Origin of the sequence: Terasakiella sediminum (genome assembly GCF_033100395.1) — a bacterium.
Lineage (GTDB): Bacteria > Pseudomonadota > Alphaproteobacteria > Rhodospirillales > Terasakiellaceae > Terasakiella.
Genome location: NZ_JAWLVJ010000013.1, coordinates 112328 through 130287, shown reverse-complemented (window position 1 = coordinate 130287; position 17960 = coordinate 112328). Strand labels below are relative to the sequence as shown.

At 49.1% G+C, this 17960-nt stretch carries 16 protein-coding genes; 8 read left to right on the top strand and 8 right to left on the bottom strand.

Annotated features, from left to right (window positions below):
• Positions 1-121 precede the first annotated feature (121 nt).
• On the bottom strand, positions 122-601 hold the full coding sequence (locus tag RYZ26_RS12000) for an acyl-CoA thioesterase (protein ID WP_317683454.1): 480 nt from the start codon (positions 599-601) through the stop codon (positions 122-124).
• 153 nt (positions 602-754) lie between these two features.
• On the opposite strand from RYZ26_RS12000, the gene RYZ26_RS11995 reads away from it, so the two are divergent.
• Both RYZ26_RS11995 and RYZ26_RS11990 read left to right on the top strand, forming a co-directional pair.
• Positions 755-1279, top strand: coding sequence for an NADPH-dependent FMN reductase (locus RYZ26_RS11995; RefSeq protein WP_317683453.1), 525 nt, complete (start codon positions 755-757; stop codon positions 1277-1279).
• Positions 1280-1302: 23 nt separating this feature from the next.
• Positions 1303-3273, top strand: coding sequence for a metallophosphoesterase family protein (locus tag RYZ26_RS11990; RefSeq protein WP_317683452.1), 1971 nt, complete (start codon positions 1303-1305; stop codon positions 3271-3273).
• 3 nt (positions 3274-3276) lie between these two features.
• On the opposite strand, the gene RYZ26_RS11985 is transcribed toward RYZ26_RS11990, so the two are convergent.
• A complete protein-coding gene (locus RYZ26_RS11985; RefSeq protein ID WP_317683451.1) occupies positions 3277-4149 on the bottom strand; it encodes a pirin family protein in 873 nt (290 codons plus the stop codon).
• A gap of 280 nt (positions 4150-4429) precedes the next feature.
• Complete coding sequence (locus tag RYZ26_RS11980; RefSeq protein WP_317683450.1) at positions 4430-5152, bottom strand: Crp/Fnr family transcriptional regulator; 723 nt, start codon at positions 5150-5152, stop codon at positions 4430-4432.
• A gap of 201 nt (positions 5153-5353) precedes the next feature.
• On the opposite strand from RYZ26_RS11980, the gene RYZ26_RS11975 reads away from it, so the two are divergent.
• The 4 genes from RYZ26_RS11975 to RYZ26_RS11960 all read left to right on the top strand — a co-directional run bounded on the left by RYZ26_RS11975 (position 5354) and on the right by RYZ26_RS11960 (position 8837).
• Positions 5354-5479, top strand: coding sequence for a hypothetical protein (locus tag RYZ26_RS11975; RefSeq protein ID WP_317683449.1), 126 nt, complete (start codon positions 5354-5356; stop codon positions 5477-5479).
• A 58-nt stretch (positions 5480-5537) separates the two neighbouring features.
• Entirely contained in the window at positions 5538-6752 is a 1215-nt protein-coding gene (locus RYZ26_RS11970; protein WP_317683448.1) for an adenylate/guanylate cyclase domain-containing protein, read from the top strand.
• A 114-nt stretch (positions 6753-6866) separates the two neighbouring features.
• Positions 6867-8198 (top strand): diguanylate cyclase domain-containing protein, encoded by a 1332-nt coding sequence (locus tag RYZ26_RS11965; protein ID WP_317683447.1) that lies wholly within the window; start codon positions 6867-6869, stop codon positions 8196-8198.
• 12 nt (positions 8199-8210) lie between these two features.
• On the top strand, positions 8211-8837 hold the full coding sequence (locus RYZ26_RS11960) for a DsbA family oxidoreductase (protein WP_317683446.1): 627 nt from the start codon (positions 8211-8213) through the stop codon (positions 8835-8837).
• On the opposite strand, the gene mfd is transcribed toward RYZ26_RS11960, so the two are convergent.
• Together mfd and RYZ26_RS11950 are read right to left on the bottom strand one after the other, a co-directional pair.
• Positions 8834-12331 (bottom strand): transcription-repair coupling factor, encoded by a 3498-nt coding sequence (mfd, locus tag RYZ26_RS11955; RefSeq protein ID WP_411576867.1) that lies wholly within the window; start codon positions 12329-12331, stop codon positions 8834-8836. The two genes, RYZ26_RS11960 and mfd, sit on opposite strands and share 4 nt — an antisense overlap.
• On the bottom strand, positions 12307-12564 hold the full coding sequence (locus tag RYZ26_RS11950; protein ID WP_317683445.1) for a succinate dehydrogenase assembly factor 2: 258 nt from the start codon (positions 12562-12564) through the stop codon (positions 12307-12309). The genes mfd and RYZ26_RS11950 overlap by 25 nt, the downstream gene beginning before the upstream one ends.
• Positions 12565-12638: 74 nt before the next feature.
• Between RYZ26_RS11950 and recG the strand changes: the two genes are divergently transcribed.
• Positions 12639-14720, top strand: a complete 2082-nt coding sequence (gene recG / locus RYZ26_RS11945) for an ATP-dependent DNA helicase RecG (RefSeq protein ID WP_317683444.1) — start codon at positions 12639-12641, stop codon at positions 14718-14720.
• Here recG and RYZ26_RS11940 read toward each other — a convergent pair.
• Both RYZ26_RS11940 and RYZ26_RS11935 read right to left on the bottom strand, forming a co-directional pair.
• Positions 14692-16338 carry a hypothetical protein gene (locus RYZ26_RS11940; protein WP_317683443.1) on the bottom strand — a complete coding sequence of 549 codons (1647 nt, stop codon included), beginning with the start codon at positions 16336-16338 and terminating at the stop codon, positions 14692-14694. The two genes, recG and RYZ26_RS11940, sit on opposite strands and share 29 nt — an antisense overlap.
• Complete coding sequence (locus tag RYZ26_RS11935; protein ID WP_317683442.1) at positions 16339-17118, bottom strand: DUF502 domain-containing protein; 780 nt, start codon at positions 17116-17118, stop codon at positions 16339-16341.
• Positions 17119-17213: 95 nt separating this feature from the next.
• Between RYZ26_RS11935 and RYZ26_RS11930 the strand changes: the two genes are divergently transcribed.
• Entirely contained in the window at positions 17214-17456 is a 243-nt protein-coding gene (locus tag RYZ26_RS11930) for a hypothetical protein (RefSeq protein WP_317683441.1), read from the top strand.
• 6 nt (positions 17457-17462) lie between these two features.
• On the opposite strand, the gene RYZ26_RS11925 is transcribed toward RYZ26_RS11930, so the two are convergent.
• Positions 17463-17846 (bottom strand): cyclic nucleotide-binding domain-containing protein, encoded by a 384-nt coding sequence (locus tag RYZ26_RS11925; RefSeq protein ID WP_317683440.1) that lies wholly within the window; start codon positions 17844-17846, stop codon positions 17463-17465.
• Between the last annotated feature and the right edge of the window lie 114 nt (positions 17847-17960).

The following is a 17960-nucleotide window of genomic DNA, read 5'->3' as shown; positions in this document are numbered from 1 at the left end:
TCATACTTGGGCAACATCAGCCCTATGAAGTTTGAAATGAAGGCTGCATGACAGAGTAAAGTATCCTCCACTTTAGTGCAGCGGGTCCAATCAATTAAAATGATTTTTTATTGCAGGCACATCACTTTTCGACATGTGCCTGCATCTCATCACCAATTTTCTTGCGCATTTCCATCAAACGCACGGCAGAGTCAAGCAGATGCTTGTCATGTTCGCTTTCCGGGATCCATTCCGGCACGGGTGATGGGTTCCCGTTATCGTCAACAGCAACCATAATCACGATACAGTGAGTGGTCAGTTGGCTGGATGGATTTTTCGGATCACTCGCGCGCACATCGATGCCGATATGCATGGAGGTCTTGCCCGTGTAGATCACCTTGGCGTTTACCTCAACCAGACTACCCACATGGATCGGTTTTACAAAACGGATACCACCCGCATAGGCCGTGATGCAGTATTTACCGCTCCAGCCCGCGCCACAGGCATATGCCGCCAAATCGATCCATTTCATCACAGCGCCACCATGAACTTTACCGCCGAAGTTCTGGTCTGCAGGTTCTGCAAGGAATTTTAAAGTAATTGCGCGTTGTTGTCCGGCCATGGGGGAGGTCCTTATAATGGTTCTTAATTCAATAAGTGACTGTAGCCATCAACACGCGTGAAAAGCAAGCAATCTATTGATAATAAAATGACCCTTTCTTTTTTCCAATCATCCCCTAAATTATTTAGAAGCAAAAACCAAAGGGGATTGACCATGAACGTTATCGCATTTGCCGCTTCCAGCAGTCAAAATTCCATCAACAAACAGCTTGTCACTTATGCCACCAGCCTGATCAAAGATGCTGATGTAGAAATTCTGGATCTAAACGACTATGAAATGCCGCTCTTTAGCGTGGATAAAGAGGCAGAGCTTGGTAAACACCCGCTTGCACAGGCCTTTTTGGATAAAATCGCTGGTGCGGACGCCATCGTGATTTCCTTTGCCGAACATAATGGTTGTTATTCAGCGGCTTACAAAAACCTGTTTGACTGGTGTTCGCGCATTAATCCCAAAGTCTATCAGGATAAACCGATGGTTTTGCTGGCAACATCACCCGGCGGACGCGGCGGTGCGGGTGTGTTGGAATTTGCTACCAAACAGATGCCTTTTTTCAAAGGGGATGTGAAAGCTAGCCTCGCCATCCCAAGCTTTAACGATAATTTCGATAAAGAAAGCGGTGTCTTAAAAGCAGGTGAGTTGCACGACCAACTTGTTGACGCCCTTTCAAACCTGTCCTAACCCAAATATCATATGTCCCCCTTATGACCCAGCTTCAAACACCAGATGACCTTGTCCTTGCCGGGCCGATCCTTCGTCGTGCAAACCAAACGAAAGTGGCCTTCTGGCTGGCGTTACGTGAACCTGCCAAAGCGCGCGTCACCTTTTGCACCAGTGATGGCAAAGACATCAAGGTAACGTTGAAGGAAGACACGGATGAATGTCGCCTTTTGAAAGCTGGTGATCATCTATATTACCTGATGATCGACATCACCCTGCCCGATGCCCTGCCGGTTGATTGCTGGATTGATTATAAGATTGAGTTGGGCCAACGCATCAATGGCCGTCTAAAATGGCAAAACATTTGTCCACGCGGGTCCGATCTTTTTTATGACGGGCGCAAAAGCTTGGGCTTTGAAATTCCATCGCGTGTTTCTTCCCTGCTGCATGGCTCTTGTCGCAAACCCCATCATGGGTCAAATGACGGGTTGGTGGAAACGGATCGATTGATCCAGCGTATCATTCATAGTGATTATGAGGACGAAAACCTCCCCGCTTGGCCCTCCATGCTGGTGCTGACCGGGGATCAGATTTACGCCGATGACGTGGCTGGCCCCATGCTCAGCGCCATCCATCAGGTGATTGACCAATTGGGCATGAACACGGAAATGATGGCGGAACTGGACGGCAATGGGGTTACGGATTCAGACTGTCTGTTTGATCATCCTGATTGTTTTTATAACCGCCAGAACATCCTGCCCAAAACCGAAGGCACCCGGCAATTGCTGGACATGTTCTTTGAAGGGGTGAAGAAACCAATCTTTACCTCGGACCATGCCCATAACCATTTGATTACCTTATCAGAACATCTGGTCATGTATCTGATGGTCTGGTCCCCTGTTTTGTGGAAAGACCTTGATCTGGAAACCATCCCCCAAGGGTTATCCACTGATATGGCCGCCCTTTACCGTGATGAGCAAAAGACAATCGAAGACTTCATCACGGGTCTGCGCAAAGTGCAGCGAGTATTGGCACATCTGCCTGTTGCCATGATCTTTGATGATCATGACGTAACGGATGACTGGAACCTCAACCGACAGTGGGAAGAAGCCGTCTATGCCAACCCCTTTTCCAAACGCATGGTCGGCAATGCTCTTACCGCTTATCTGATCAATCAAGGCTGGGGCAACTGCCCGGAAGGTTTTAGCGACGATATGTTCGCGGAACTTAGCACCATTCTGGAAAAGCCAGGCAGCATGGAACATGAAGACTTCATTGATGAACTTCTAAAATTCGAAGGATGGGAATATACTTGGAAAAACAGCCCACCTTTGATCGTGATTGACACCCGCACGCGACGTTGGCGTTCAGAAAGTTCCGAGGTCAAACCCTCCGGGCTTCTGGATTGGGAAGCCATCACAGATTTGCAGCAACGCTTGAAAGACCAGAATAACGTCCTGCTGGTCTCCCCCGCCCCGATCTTTGGGGTAAAACTGATTGAAACCATTCAGCGCATCGTCACCTGGCTGGGCAAACCACTGGTGGTTGATGCGGAAAACTGGATGGCGCATCCGGGCACAGCAAATTCCATCCTAAATGTCTTTATGCATCGAAAAACACCGCAAAATTTCGTCATTCTTTCAGGCGATGTGCATTATTCCTTTGTCTATGATGTGGAACTCAGACGCAGAACGGGTGGCCCGGATATTTGGCAGATCACCAGCAGCGGCTTGAAAAATGAATTCCCAAATAAGCTTTTGCATATTCTGGATGTGATGAACAAATGGCTGTTTGCCCCCAAATCTCCACTGAACTGGTTTACCAAACGTCGCCACATGCGCATTATCCCCAGAAAGCCGGAAGGTCACGCAGACGGACAACGCACATTAAATGGGTCCGGCATTGGCTTGGTTGAACTGGACGCAGACGGCAAACCCTGGCGCATCCGCCAGTTTCAAGCTGATGGAAGCCCCATTGGGTTTGATCGCATGGAAAGCCATGCTCGACAGGAATAGAATTTAATCAGGAAGCGGAATAAATTCATCCTCACCGGGGACAGGGTCAAATCGCCCGGCTTCCCAATCAGTTTTGGCCTGTTCGATCCGTTCCTTTGATGTGGAGACAAAGTTCCACCACATATGACGTCTGGTCTTAAGCCCCTGCCCGCCCAACAAGACGAAATTCAGATCACTTGTGGCGTGAACGTCCGTCACCGCACTTGGCAGAAGGACAAAGTCACCCTTGGCGAAAGGCTTTCCGTTAAAGGTCCCTTCCCCTTTCAGAATAAAGACAGCCTGTTCTTCATATTCTGCGGGCAAATCAACGGATCCATTTGCATCAACTTTCACATCCAGATAGATGGTCGGTGATTGCACCTCCACAGGGGAAGTTTCACTAAACGCCTGCCCGGCAATCACGATGATCTCGGTCCCGTCTTTAGAAATCTTTGGTAGGTCAGGCGCCTTGATATGCTGGAATCTTGGGTCAATCTCTTGGCTATCCGACGGCAGAGCCATCCAGATTTGCAGACCATATAAGGGGCGTTCCCCATCCCGGCCGTCTTCAGGGGAACGTTCCGAATGGACGATCCCTCGACCTGCTGCCATCCAGTTGACTTCGCCTGGGCGGATGGTCTGCACGTACCCCAGACTGTCACGGTGAACGATTTCACCTTCCAGCAACCAGGTCAGGGTGGAAAGGCCGATATGCGGATGGGGGCGCACATCCATGCCTTTTCCATGTTCAAGGATCGTCGGGCCCATTTCATCAAAGAAAATAAATGGCCCAACTGAACGTTTTTCCTGGGACGGAAGATATCTTTTAACTTCAAACTCCCCGATATCGCTGAGTTTCGGGATAATTACGGTCATTTCATTTTCTAAATCAGCCATGGTCAGTAACCCTTTCATCTGTTGATAAAAGAGTTACATGATCATGTTTCAACCACAATCGCTGATGCGGCAACTGATTGTTTCCGAAAACGGACCTTATCCTTTGTTAATTTTTTGAATCAGAAAGGCCAGCAATCCGCCACATACAACAACTGTCAAGGCAACACCACCGATTCCGAACATTGCAATATGATCCATTTTTCCACTCCTTCATAAATCATCTTGTGATATCAGAATGGCAAAAACAAACTTTTGCAGCATTGCGAATTATCAATGCAGTCTAACTATTTTGATTAGCTATACTTTCGAGCATATTCAAATCCGCCCAGAAATGGTTCTTCCCCTGATCCTTCAAAGCCCCATCGCGTTTGAATTCGGCAATAATGCGTGACGTGGTTTCTGTCGTCACACCCAAAATCGCACCTAAATCTTCACGACTGAAGAGATGGCAGCTTTGGGTATTTTTATCAGACAAGCCAATAACAAGACGGGCCACACGGGATTTGGAACTCCCGGTCGAAAGCTCCGTCAGCCAAGCATCTGCTTTTTGAACAGCGCTATGCCAGCGGGTTAACAACTGGCTATGCAGACGCGGGGTTTCTTTATTCAGTTTTTCCACCACTTCACGCGGGATCTGGCAAAGTTCGGCGTCACGAAGAACAGTCGCGAAATGCTCATATGTCGGGCTGACCAATGTTTCCAACCCAGCAACGTCCCCCTGGCGCAACAGACGCACGATCCGTTGTCCGCCATCGGGCAGATATTGGGTCAGTTTCACCACACCACTTCGCACCGTATAAAGATATTCCCCGTCGTCACCTTCATTATAAAGCTTATCGCCCGGAAATTTGGTCATTTCCAGAATGGGTTTGTGGATCAGTTCAAAATCACCATGCTGCAAATCAGCAAATAAAGCCAAATGACGGATCACACAATTTTCGCAGGACGATATCCCGGTCCAGGCATTTGCAATGGCTTGTTGTTCCACAATGACACCATTCATTTACAGGTTTAAATCAGATTTACATAAGTATAACTGTTCATAACCACATTCAAGAAAAATAAGATTTCAATAATATAAATTCAGCCTTTTCAACACATAAACCTAATATTTTATAATTTTTCTAATTCTTATTGACTTCACCTTGGTTTTCCCTATTTTGTGCAGCGCAATATAACGCCTGAGAAAATTTGGAGATTGAAAATGGCTCACGAACCAACACTGCAAGAAAAACTGACTGGTGATCACCTTCCTTTCATCATCATGGGTATTGGCCTCTTTATCCTGAGCTGGCTGTTCTTCCTTGGTGACCTGGTCATGGGTCGATAATCTTCAAAAATCAGGCAGGATTTTTCCTGCCTTTTTTTATTCCCTATGATAGAAGGTTATGAACTTACAATCATTGGGATTAAAAATGCTGGATCAACGCAATCAAATCATTGACTGGTTACTGGAAGAAGGCTGGACAATTTCGGATAAATCCGAACTGACGCTCAAGCTCGCCCATGCCTTTCAGGATGCGGGTGTACGGGTTTCGCGGATAAGATTAAGCATTCGATTGCTCCACCCCCAGGTCATGGGCTTCAGCTACACCTGGGATGAACGCGCCCAGCGGGTTGACTATTTCGAAGCCGGCCACGAAATGCGTGAAACAGAACTGTACCGCAACAGCCCCTTTGCTGCCATTTTTGATGACGAAGCCGGTGCCATTCGCCGCAACCTGATTGGCGATAATTGCTTACTGGATTACCCCATTCTGCAAGATTTAAAGGATGAAGGCTTTACTGATTATGTTGCCCTGCCCCTGATCTTTTCTGATGGGAGGCGCAGTGCCATAACCCTTGCCAGTTGTGCCAAAGATGGCTTTAGCTCACATGACCTCAGCCTTATTTATGACAGCCTGTCTGCCCTTGCCCGTATCATTGAAAACCATGCGCTGAAACATACGGCCAGTGTTTTGCTGGAAACTTATTTGGGACGTGAGACCGGAAACCAGGTTCTAAGCGGCAAGGTTCAACGTGGCGATGGCCAACGTATCCGCAGCGTCATCTGGTTTTCTGATCTGCGCCAATCAACCAATCTGGCTGAAAGCATGAAAAGTGATGATTTCCTTGAATTGCTGAACCAGTATTTTGAATGTACCGCAGGTGCCGTGCTGGAACATGGCGGCGAGGTTCTGCGTTATATCGGTGACGCAGTGCTGGCCATCTTCCCGCTTGGCCCCACAGATGACTGTATCGATTCAAACAAGGCAGCCATCAACGCAGAAAAAGCCGCCCGCCTGGCTTTTCAGCGCCTGGAACTATTGAATGAAAAGCAACGTGACAAGGGTGAGCCGGAAATCGCATCCGGCATAGGCCTGCATGTGGGCGAGGTCATGTATGGCAACATCGGCACGCAAAACCGTCTGGAATTTTCCGTGATCGGGTCATCGGCCAACGAAGCCGCACGCCTTGAAAGCATGACTAAGGAACTAAACACACCCGTCGTCGTGTCGGATCAGTTCACCCAGCTTCATGGCGGAAACTGGCGGACATTGGGGTCTTATGACTTAAAAGGGTTCACCACCAAGCGTGAACTTTTCACCTTTTCCACCTCATAAAACCATTTTTTATAGAAAAGCTGTTTCAATTACTGGTAATTGAGTCAAAAACCTATAATATTCACACAAAAATAATAAGCTCTTAACATTTCTGCGGTTTAGGGAGAGGCTATTTTGAGCACGCATCGCATTGCCAATATCGTTTTAACATCAACAAATAACGACCTGCTATCTGATTTTTCAGAAAAACTATCAGGCTATAATTACACGGTCCTGACCTGCGATGATGCCTCCCTTGAAAACAAGGCCCGGACGGCGCATCCAGATCTGATCGTGGTTGATGTTTCCTGCGATAATTTTAATGGTTTTGCCGCTATTCAAAAGATCAAATCCACGCCTGAAACCGCTTATATCCCTGTTGTTGCCCTGGCGGCTGAAAAGACCAATGAACTTTACAGCAAGTCCATTGAAGTGCGTGCAGACGATATCTTTATTCATTCCTTCGATATTCAGGAATTTATTGTCCATATTAAAACACTGCTGCGCCTTTCCACCATGGTCATGGAGCTTGAACGCCGCGTTGAATTGGCTGTCAGCAAAAATATCCCAGCCAGCAAAAACATCGATCATCAGGATGACACGCCTTATAAAATCCTGCTGGTTGACCCGATTGCCGGGGATCGTGCAGCCATTGAATCCATTCTGGATGGCAACTGTACTATTGACGTGTGCGACAATGCCTTTGATGCCGAAAACATGCTCACCGACGGTATCTATGACGTTGCCATTTGCCATTATACCAAAGAAAGCCATGAAACGGTTCTGGGCCTCTGTGCCCGCGTGCGCAACAACCCACGACTGTTCAATCTCCCCATGCTGATCATGGGCGAGGACAGCGTGGCTGATCGCATGGATGCCTATCGCCATGGGGTGACACGGATCGTCAATCGCCCGCTGAACCTGCATTCCTTGAAGGCCAAGATCAAGATGTTGATCCGCCGCCAGCGTCTGCGTTGGAACGTGCGCAATGCAATTGAAACCACCCATCATGATAAATCAATTGATGCGGCAACAAAGGCCTATACCAAAGCCTTCTTTGAAGATAACCTGTCACAACAAATTGAAAATGCACAGAAATGGCAAAAACACCTGGCCGTTATCTTTTTCTCCATTCCCAATATCACGGAAATTCAAAATCAGTTTGGTCGTGAGGCATCACAACACCTGCTGCAACAGATTTTCCAATGGGTTTCCGGTCTGTCGCGTATCGAAGATATGGTGGCACGTTATGGCGATCATGAATTTGCTATTGCTCTGCCAGACACCCCAATCAACGAAGCCCAAATCGTCATGCACCGGATCGCTGGTATTTTAAGCTATACGGACTTTGCAGTAGCAGATGTTTATCAGCCCATCAGCGTCTGGGTTGAATCGGGCCTTGCCACCCTTGAATTAGGGGATGATCGGGATATCTTAATCAAGAGAGCCCGACAAAATATTCAATAAATTTGCGATACGATGTATATAGATATCTACTTTGATACCATTTGCCCCTGGTGCCTGATCGGTAAAAAACGGCTGGAACAAGCCCTTGAAAGCCGTGGACATATTTCTCTGAAAATCAGGTGGAAGCCTTTTCTATTAAACCCGACCATGGGCGAAAACGGCATGGATCGCCAAACCTATCTGGAACATAAATTCGGCGGGGCGCATCGTGCCAAACGGGTTTATGACGTGATCGCCAAAACAGGGACTGAAAACGGCATTGACTTCAAGTTTGATGATATCGAATTTACGCCTAATTCCATTAATTCTCACCGTCTTGTTGCCTTTTCCGAACGCTATGATCTGGATCATAAAATGGTCGATCGCCTGTTCCAGGGGTTCTTTATGGAAGGCGATGATATCGGCAACATCAATTGCCTGGTCGAACTGGCCCGACAAGTCGGTCTGGATCGTGATGAAGTCAAAAGCTTCCTTGAAGGCGATGAAGGTCGAAAAGAGGTCCTGGAATCAGATCGCGAAGCCCGCGAACTGGGCGTTCATGGCGTTCCGGCCTATGTCGCCCGGGACCGCTATGTGATCTCTGGTGCGCAAGACCAAAAAATTCTGGGAAAATTCATTGATACGGCGATAAACGGTTAAGTCAGTCGCGCCATTTCCCCAAGGTCAGTAAGCAACCGTTTCACGCCCGCCAAGCGCTGTGACACATCATCCCAGCGACGCATAAAGACCAGACAGTGATCCGGGCGCATTTTGGCAGTACCAGCTTGATCCATCAGGAAACGAACCAGCCCATCGGGGTTGGCAAATTCGTTGTTGCGGAATTTCAGCACAGCACCCTTTGGCCCAGCATCCACTTTTTCAACAGATGCTTCACGGCACAGGCGTTTCATATTGACCGTATCCAGCAGATTTTCCACTTCCCCCGGCAACGGGCCAAAACGATCCACCAGTTCCGCTGCAAAACTATCCAGTTCTTCCGCTGATTTCAGGGTAGAGACACGACGGTACAGTTCCATGCGCACATTCAGATCAGCAATATAGCTTTCCGGGATCAGAACAGGCAGGCCAATACCGATCTGTGGTGACCAGTCGTGATCTTCGCCTTCATCGCCCAATGTGCCTTTGGCTTCGGCAACCGCTTCTTCCAGCATCTGCTGATAGAGTTCGATCCCGACTTCCTTGATGTGACCGGACTGTTCATCCCCCAACAAGTTCCCTGCCCCACGGATATCAAGATCATGACTGGCAAGGGTAAAGCCGGCACCCAGACTATCCAGTGTCTGCATGACTTCCAGGCGTTTTTCAGCCGTCTTGGAAATTTTCTGTCCCGGCGGCAATGTCAGATAGGCGTAAGCCCGCGTTTTGGATCGACCGACACGACCACGCAATTGATAAAGCTGGGCCAGACCGAACATATCGGCGCGGTGAATAAAGATGGTGTTCACCGATGGTAAATCCAAACCGGATTCAACGATGTTGGTTGCCAGCAGAACATCAAATGCTTTCTCAGAAAAAGCCGTCATGACTTCTTCCAGCTCTTTCGGGCTCATCCGGCCATGGGCGACAGCAACTTTGGCATCCGGCACTATTTCATCCAGTTCACGCGCGACCTTGTCCAGATCAGCCAGACGTGGACAGACATAGAAACACTGCCCACCACGGAAGCGTTCTCGCTGAATGGCTTCGCGCACAACCACATGGTCAAATGGCATGACGAAGGTACGTACCGCCAGTCGATCCACAGGCGGGGTCGCGATCAGGCTCATTTCCTTCACCCCTGTCAGGGCCATCTGCAGGGTCCGTGGGATTGGGGTCGCTGTCAGGGTCAGAACATGCACATCGGATTTCAGCTTTTTCAGCTGTTCTTTATGCGTCACGCCGAAATGCTGTTCTTCATCAATGATCAACAGGCCAAGGCGTTTAAACTTCACGTTCTTCGCCAACAAGGCGTGGGTGCCGACCACAATATCAACCGTGCCCTTTTCCATTTCCTCTTTCGTCAGTTTGGCTTGTGCAGGTGTGACGAGGCGGGAAAGTTGCTGAATACGTATGGGGAAATTGGCAAAACGTTCAGAAAAATTGTTGAAATGCTGACGCGCTAACAAAGTTGTAGGCACAACAACAGCAACCTGCATGCCACTCATGGCCGCAACAAAGGCGGCGCGCAGGGCAACTTCGGTTTTGCCAAAGCCAACATCGCCACAGACCAGACGGTCCATGGGGCGACCGCTTTTCAGATCGGATATCGCATCGCCAATGGCGCGCAACTGATCATCAGTTTCTACAAACTTAAAGCTGGTGCAGAATTCTTCATACAAACCATCAGGTGGCGCAACTGCCTCGCCTTTGCGCAATTCACGCGCAGCAGCGACCTTGATCAGGTCCTGCGCCATATCCTTGACACGTTCTTTCAACCGGGCTTTACGCGCCTGCCAGGCCACACCGCCCAGCTTATCCAGATGGGCGGTGCCTTGATCTGATCCAAAACGCGACAGCAATTCAATATTTTCAACGGGCAGAAACAGCTTGTCCCCGCCATCATAAACAAGGATCAAACAATCATGCGGTGCCCTGCCCACATCAATGGTTTCCAACCCTTCATAACGGCCAATGCCATGATCCACATGCACGACCAGATCACTTTCTGACAGGCTGGAGGCTTCGGCGATGAAGTTTTCTGCGCGCATACGACGCCGCGCCGGGCGTACCATCCGGTCACCCAGAATATCCTGTTCCGACAGAACCGTCAGACCGTCATAGGCAAAGCCATGTTCCAGCCCCAGTACCACAAGGGCAACCGCATCTTTGGGCAAGCGTTCCACATCCTTGAAAGATGCAACGGCAGCCAAACCCGCCACGCCATGTTCTTTCAACACATTCATCAAGCGATCTCGCGATCCATCTGAATAAGCCGCAATGACAATGCGTTGCCCGGTGGCCTGTTCGGCGACCATATATTGACGCACGGCGTCATAGACATTGGCATCCGGGTTGGCACGCGCTTCGGCAAAATCATGGCTGCGACGCCCCTGCCCATCCAGCACAATATCACTTTCCGGCAGGCTAAACGGATTAAGCTGACCGACACCATAACCATCCAGCAGCTTGTCCCAGTCATCACCCGCGACATACAACAAGTCCGTCTCAATCGGATTATAAGGTGCTTCGCCACTCAGCTGCGCATCGACCATATCAGCGCGGGCTTCGAAATAATCCTGAATGATTTCCAGACGGGCATCGCGGGCCTGATCGACCTGATGATCAAAAACGACCTTGCTGGCTTTTGGCATATAATCCAAAAGCGTTTCCATGCTTTCATGAAACAGCGGCAGCCAATGTTCCACACCGATGGGTCGACGTCCTTCTGAGACCGCTTCGTAAAGCGGGTCTTTCGATGCTTTCGCCCCAAAGATTTTACGAAACTCTGTTCTGAAGCGTGAAATCGCTGCTTCATCCATCGGCAGTTCACTAACAGGTTTCAGCGCAAAGGTTTTCACCTGATCAATGGTACGTTGGCTCACCGGATCAAAACTTCTGATGCCTGCGACCTCGTCCCATTCCAGATCAAGACGCAACGGTTCTTCGTTTCCGGGTGCGAATACATCTACGATATCGCCGCGCACAGCATATTCGCCCGGTTCCATCACCGTTTCGCTGCGTTGATAACCGTTTTTTTCCAGAAACTCTGTCAGGCTCTCGCGGCGAACCTCATCCCCTACGTTGGCTTTGAAAACCGCGCCTTCAAAGCTCTTTTTCGGCGGAACCTTCTGCAGGAAAGCAGACACTGTGGTCAGAACAATGCGAGAAGAGGCGCGCTTTTCAACAATAGAGGTCAGCGCATCAACCCGTTGCCCAACGATTTCCGGATGTGGGGAAACACGGTCATAAGGCAAGCAGTCCCATGCTGGGAACTGAATGACGTCAAGATCGGGATAAAAGAAAGAAAGCGCCTGTGCTGTGCGCACCATTTTGGCTTCATCCACACAGACATAAAGCAAATCACCATGCTGTTTGGTCAAATAGCCAAGGACGATGCTGTCATAGCCTTCCGGGACAGCAGAATAGGTTAAAACACCCGCAGTGGGCAGCGCACGCAGGGAGAGTTTCATCAGACTTGTTCGTATTCCTGGCATTCACGCAGTTTTCCCATAACGGAATTCTGGTGTTTTTCAGGTACATCACGCTTGGCAGTAATCCAGGTAAAGATATCCCAGTCGTTTTCATCCAACAGGTCTTCAAAAAGGTCCAGTTCTTCAGCCGTCAGATCGTCCAGATACCGTTCTGAAAACCGTGCGAAAATCACGTCATTTTCATGTACACCCATATATTTACATTTGTGATGTAAACGCTTAAGACGACCATCCATAAGAACACCATTTGCCAGAAATGAAAATTTGCTTAGGATATAGCTTCCTTTTACCAAGATGTCACCTTCAAACCATGCGCCCTGAAATACTTTTTCCCTTCTTCAAGCCAATCACGTCCCTTGCAGGCGTCGGCCCACGCATATCCAAGTTGCTGGAAAAAATCACGGGCGAACATATTGTCGATATCATCTGGCATCTGCCCACATCATATGTGGATCGTCGTTTCTCCCCCAAGATCAAGGATGCACCGGACCATACGGTCGTGACACTGGAAGTCACGGTGATGAAACATTATCCATCCAGAAACCGCCGTGCGCCTTACAAAATCGCCTGTTTTGATGAAACAGGACCGCTCGAACTAGTCTTCTTCAATGCCCGTGGGGATTATCTGAACAAGCAATTGCCCGAAGGCGAAACCCGCATCGTCAGCGGTACCGTAGAACGGTTTAACGGCATCTTGCAGATGACCCACCCGGACCGGATGGGCACTGAAGACGAACGTGAAGATATCCAGACGGTTGATCCGGTTTATCCTTTGACCGCTGGCGTCACCAACAAGCTGATGGGCAAGACGGTACGCGCAGCCCTTGAAAAAACGGTCACACTACCTGAATGGCTTGATCCATCCTACAAAGCAAAAAAGAATTGGGTCGGGTGGCAGGAAAGCCTGAAAAAGGCCCATACCCCGCTGGCCGAAGAAGATTTTTATGCAGACCATCCGGCGCGCGAACGTCTGGCATATGATGAACTTCTGGCAAACCAATTGGCCCTTGCTTTGGTGCGCCGAACCGTCAGAAAAGCATCCGGGCGTTCTATCAAAGGAGACGGCCGTCTGCGCAAGCAGGTTCTGGATGCCCTGCCCTTTTCCCTCACTGGATCACAGGAAGAGTCTTTAAAAGAAATTGCCGATGACATGGCACAGCCCCTTCGCATGCTCCGATTGCTGCAAGGCGATGTGGGCAGCGGGAAAACGGTTGTAGCGCTGATGACCGCGCTGAATGCCATTGAATGTGGTATGCAAGCCGTCATCATGGCCCCAACAGAAATCCTCGCACGTCAGCATATGGAAACGATTGAGCCACTATTAGAAGGCACAGGCATTACGCCGATCGTTTTGACAGGTCGTGACAAAGGAAAAAAACGCACCGCTATTCTGGAACAAATTCAGTCCGGCGACGCGCAACTTGCCATTGGAACACATGCTCTGTTTCAGGAAGATGTGGAATTCAACAACCTCGGCCTGGCCGTGATTGACGAACAACATCGCTTTGGCGTGCATCAACGCCTTGCCATGGCAGGAAAAGGCCAGCATGTTGACGTACTGGTCATGACCGCCACCCCCATCCCGCGCACATTGATGTTGACGGCCTATGGCGATATGGATGTATCACGCTTGTTAGAAAAACCAGCGGGACGAAAACCTGTTGATACCCGCGTAATGGCACTGAGCAAACTGGAAGAAGTCGCACACGGCATCGGCCGAATGGTTTCAAAGGGTGCGCGGATCTACTGGGTCTGCCCGTTGGTGGAAGAATCTGACAAGATCGAAGTTGCAGCCGCCGAAGAACGGTTTGATCATCTGCACAGCATCTACGGTGACCGGGTCGGACTGGTCCATGGCAAGATGAAGGGCACCGAAAAAGATGCGGTCATGGCAGCCTTTGCCAAGGGTGATATTGATGTTCTGGTTGCAACCACGGTGATCGAAGTTGGCGTGAATGTACCCGAAGCCACGGTCATGATTGTCGAACATGCCGAACGTTTTGGTCTTGCCCAACTTCATCAATTACGTGGACGGATTGGCCGGGGGAGGGATGCCTCGACCTGCCTGCTGTTATATGGATCACCCCTTTCAGAAAATGGGAAATCGCGCCTTAAGATCATGCGTGAAACAGAAGATGGCTTTGTGATTGCCGAGGAAGATTTACGTCTGCGCGGTGCAGGGGAAGTTTTGGGCACACGCCAAAGCGGCCTGCCGGAATTCAAGCTCGCCCAATTGCCCGCCCATGAAGAATTGCTGGCCGCCGCGCGCGATGACGTCAAACTGATCTTGGAAAATGATCCGGAATTGCAGTCAGAACGCGGACAAGCCCTTCGCACGCTGCTGTATCTGTTCGAAGAAGATGCTAGCGTAGCTTATCTAAGATCGGGGTAATGTCCCAGTTTTCATCACCATGACGGTTGATATACGTCGTCCACGGCCACCATAAGGGATCAACCGCACCAGCGTCCCCTGTATAAGTCAGGACAGTTTCAACACCAACGGACTGGGCCAGTCGAACAGGTGCACAAGCAACACCGACCATCAGATCAAGGTTCTTGATCAGTGCGGCTGTGCCATCGATATCATCAAACTGGTCAAGTTCGGGCGGTGTATGGATGGTGACACCCAGTTTTTCCTGAACCTCGGCCAGTTCTTCAGAGGCATCCGCGTAGAATAGATTGATAAACTGCACATTTTCCAACTTCAACAAGTCACCCAGATCATCAATCAAATGGGCGGCATCCCGACTTCTGACCATCGAAGAAGTCCCGCTGCGCCAAGCAAGACCAACTTTTTTGCCGTCACCCAAACCATCCAGCCAGCTTTGCCAATTCTGTGCCTGATCCACATCCACAACAAGCGGGACAGCGTCTGTCTTGGTAAAACTGTCCAAGTCAGGGCGCAGATAACGTGCCAACGCCCCGATCGGCATATGATAGTCATATGTCGTTTTACGATTTTTGCGTCGTGGATAAACGTTAAAATCCGGGAAACTTCTTTGATAGAGCGACACCAATTTGGCCTCGCATTCGATATCCACCTGCTTGATCCCGGCTGGCAGGTCACGCAGCATGGAAACAAAGCTTAGCTGATCACCAATCCCTTGTTCCGCCCATATCAAAATCTTTTTACCTTCAAGGTCTTCCCCACGCCAAAAAGGCCCGTCGGGGCGGTTGAGCAATTGGGGAAAACGTGCTTCCAGACGATACCAGGCCTCTTCCAGATCACGGCCAAGTTTGACCATCATGCCGCCGGACTTACCATAAGCTTCAATCATTTCCGGATTGCGCGCCAAGGCTTCGTTGTAGTGAACGAGGGCCTGTTCGTAATCCAGTTTCTGGTCACAAAGCATCCCCTGGCAATAGCTGTAAAGCGCATGGTCCGCGTGGTGTTCTTTCAGTTTTTTCAGATAATCCCCAGCCTGATCAAATTCATAAGAAATGGCATAATGCTGCACCATTTGCGACAGCCCGAACAAATGATCCGGCTGAATATCCAGAATTTTAACCAGCGTCGCCTGAATATCTGACTGCCCCTTCACCCCCTGATAGCTTGCCTTTTCAACAAGGCCATCCAGATGATCCGGGTTGCTTTCAAGAAAGCTATCAATCAGTCCCTGATACTGTACGATATCTTCCTGATGATAATAAACACGCCCCAACAGACGGGTTGCAGCCCAATCCTGCGGGTCAGCTTTAATCCGTTTTTTAAGAAACTGAACAGCTTCGCGTTCGCGATCAAACTGGCGCAGGGTCTGGACCATTTTTTCCAGTAGCGCACCTGACTTGACCAAAATTTCACAACCCAGCACCAGCATATCACAGGCTTTTTTCTCAAACCCGAATGCCATCAGCGCATTGGCTGCGTGTATCATCGGCTGGTCGGAGATTTTACCTGTTTTGGTCAGCGCAACAAAGCTCGCCCACTTTTGATTGGGCATGGCCTGCTTTTCGACCTTTTTATCAAGGATCGAAATCAGGTTATGGAATTTGCGAACGTTCTTTTCCACTTAGGAAGGCTCAGATTTTTTAGAAACCAGAACGGGCGCATTCTCTTTTTCGCGCAGAACATCGACATCTTCATATGTTTTTGCAGAGGTTTGCGGACGCTGTTGTTCTTCAAGGCTACGTGTATCCGGTGGTGTAACAATCCCGCCAGAGATCACCATTTTCACCGCTTGTTCTACCGTCATACTAAGTGGGATCAGGTCGCGCTTTGGAACAAACAACAGGAAGCCAGATGTCGGGTTTGGTGTGGTAGGCAGGAAGATATTTACACATTCGTCTTCCGTCAGGTTCTGAACTTCCCCTTCTGTAGTACCTGAGACAAAACCTATGGCCCAGATGCCGCGACGGGGATATTCAACCAGCACTGCTTCACGAAAAGCCTGTGATTTCTGCGCCAACACGGTTTCAAAGATTTGCTTTACCGCACTATAGATACCGCTGACCACCGGCATACGTGCCATGATCCCCTCGCTGATGCGCACCAGAAGCTTCCCCACGAAGCCAGCTGTCAGCATGCCAACCAACGTCAGGACAATGACAACTACAAGCAAACCAAGGCCTGGCAGGCCAAATGGCAGATAGGTTTCTGGGTTATAGGCTGCGGGGATCAAAGGTGTGACTTTTTCATCAACAAAATCGATGAACAGCCAGGTAAATAAAATCGTGATAGAGATAGGCGCAATGACAAGAATACCTGTCAAAAAATAGGCACGCAAGCGTCCAAGGACGGTCAGGCCTTTTGGTTTTCCGGCATCTTTATCAGTATTATCTTCTTGCGTCATAGCAGCTGTCCCTAGTTGGTAAATTCACGTTTATGCGCGAATGCAGGCATGGTATAGTTTTTAAGTGAGATTAAAAAGAACGAAATGTGAGATAAATGCAGAATTGGGTTGTTCAATACGTCTATGCCACTGAAAAAGGCGAAAACGGTGTCTCTATCGTTCATATCGCAGCAGAAGACGAGGCAGCAGCCAAAGAAATTGCCCAACAAAAAGCCATGGCGGAAGAATATATCTTCACCATCCACCCACAATCTGACGAACAATTCTTAGGAAGCGTCAAACATCAAGCCAATCTTTTGGTCGGCAATGGTGAAGTAATGGATTCTGAGGGGGAATAAAGTCGCTTAAGACTTGTATTTCGCCAGTTCCTGCCCCATACGGCGAATATTTTTCACGAAAATATTGATCAGACCACGCACGAACGGGTCCGCCTTTGCCAATTTGCTTTCAAACACATCGCGAGTAATGATTACGAGGGTGGTTTGCTGAACAGCGCGCGCCGCCGCCATACGGGGAGAATTGTCGATTAGGGCCATTTCCCCAAAAATACCGCCTTTGTTGATGGTCCCCAAAACCACTTCTTTACCGTCGATCATCTTGAAGATTTCAACCATGCCGCGTTCAACAATATAGGCCCGGTCCCCCGGTTCGCCTTCTTTGAAAATCTTATCCCCAGCATAAAAAACTTTACGGTCAATAAAGCGTTTCGCTGCGTGTCCTTGCGCCATTCATGAAACCTTTCAGGATCATTTGTAGTTGGATTTATATTAACTGTTTAAATTAATTATGCAATCCAGTCTAATAGCACAAGGTTAAAAAAATACATTTGATGAAGGTTTTGT

What these genes read in the sequence shown, in the direction of transcription:
- RYZ26_RS11960 (WP_317683446.1), top strand. Translation starts at nt 8,211, where the DNA reads ATGTATATAGATATCTACTTTGATACCATTTGCCCCTGGTGCCTGATC.
- RYZ26_RS11950 (WP_317683445.1), bottom strand. Translation starts at nt 12,564, where the DNA reads ATGGATGGTCGTCTTAAGCGTTTACATCACAAATGTAAATATATGGGT.
- RYZ26_RS11970 (WP_317683448.1), top strand. Translation starts at nt 5,538, where the DNA reads ATGAACTTACAATCATTGGGATTAAAAATGCTGGATCAACGCAATCAA.
- RYZ26_RS11980 (WP_317683450.1), bottom strand. Translation starts at nt 5,152, where the DNA reads ATGAATGGTGTCATTGTGGAACAACAAGCCATTGCAAATGCCTGGACC.
- mfd (WP_411576867.1), bottom strand. Translation starts at nt 12,331, where the DNA reads ATGCCAGGAATACGAACAAGTCTGATGAAACTCTCCCTGCGTGCGCTG.
- RYZ26_RS11930 (WP_317683441.1), top strand. Translation starts at nt 17,214, where the DNA reads ATGCAGAATTGGGTTGTTCAATACGTCTATGCCACTGAAAAAGGCGAA.
- RYZ26_RS11995 (WP_317683453.1), top strand. Translation starts at nt 755, where the DNA reads ATGAACGTTATCGCATTTGCCGCTTCCAGCAGTCAAAATTCCATCAAC.
- RYZ26_RS11925 (WP_317683440.1), bottom strand. Translation starts at nt 17,846, where the DNA reads ATGGCGCAAGGACACGCAGCGAAACGCTTTATTGACCGTAAAGTTTTT.
- recG (WP_317683444.1), top strand. Translation starts at nt 12,639, where the DNA reads ATGCGCCCTGAAATACTTTTTCCCTTCTTCAAGCCAATCACGTCCCTT.
- RYZ26_RS11985 (WP_317683451.1), bottom strand. Translation starts at nt 4,149, where the DNA reads ATGGCTGATTTAGAAAATGAAATGACCGTAATTATCCCGAAACTCAGC.
- RYZ26_RS11975 (WP_317683449.1), top strand. Translation starts at nt 5,354, where the DNA reads ATGGCTCACGAACCAACACTGCAAGAAAAACTGACTGGTGATCACCTT.
- RYZ26_RS11990 (WP_317683452.1), top strand. Translation starts at nt 1,303, where the DNA reads ATGACCCAGCTTCAAACACCAGATGACCTTGTCCTTGCCGGGCCGATC.
- RYZ26_RS12000 (WP_317683454.1), bottom strand. Translation starts at nt 601, where the DNA reads ATGGCCGGACAACAACGCGCAATTACTTTAAAATTCCTTGCAGAACCT.
- RYZ26_RS11935 (WP_317683442.1), bottom strand. Translation starts at nt 17,118, where the DNA reads ATGACGCAAGAAGATAATACTGATAAAGATGCCGGAAAACCAAAAGGC.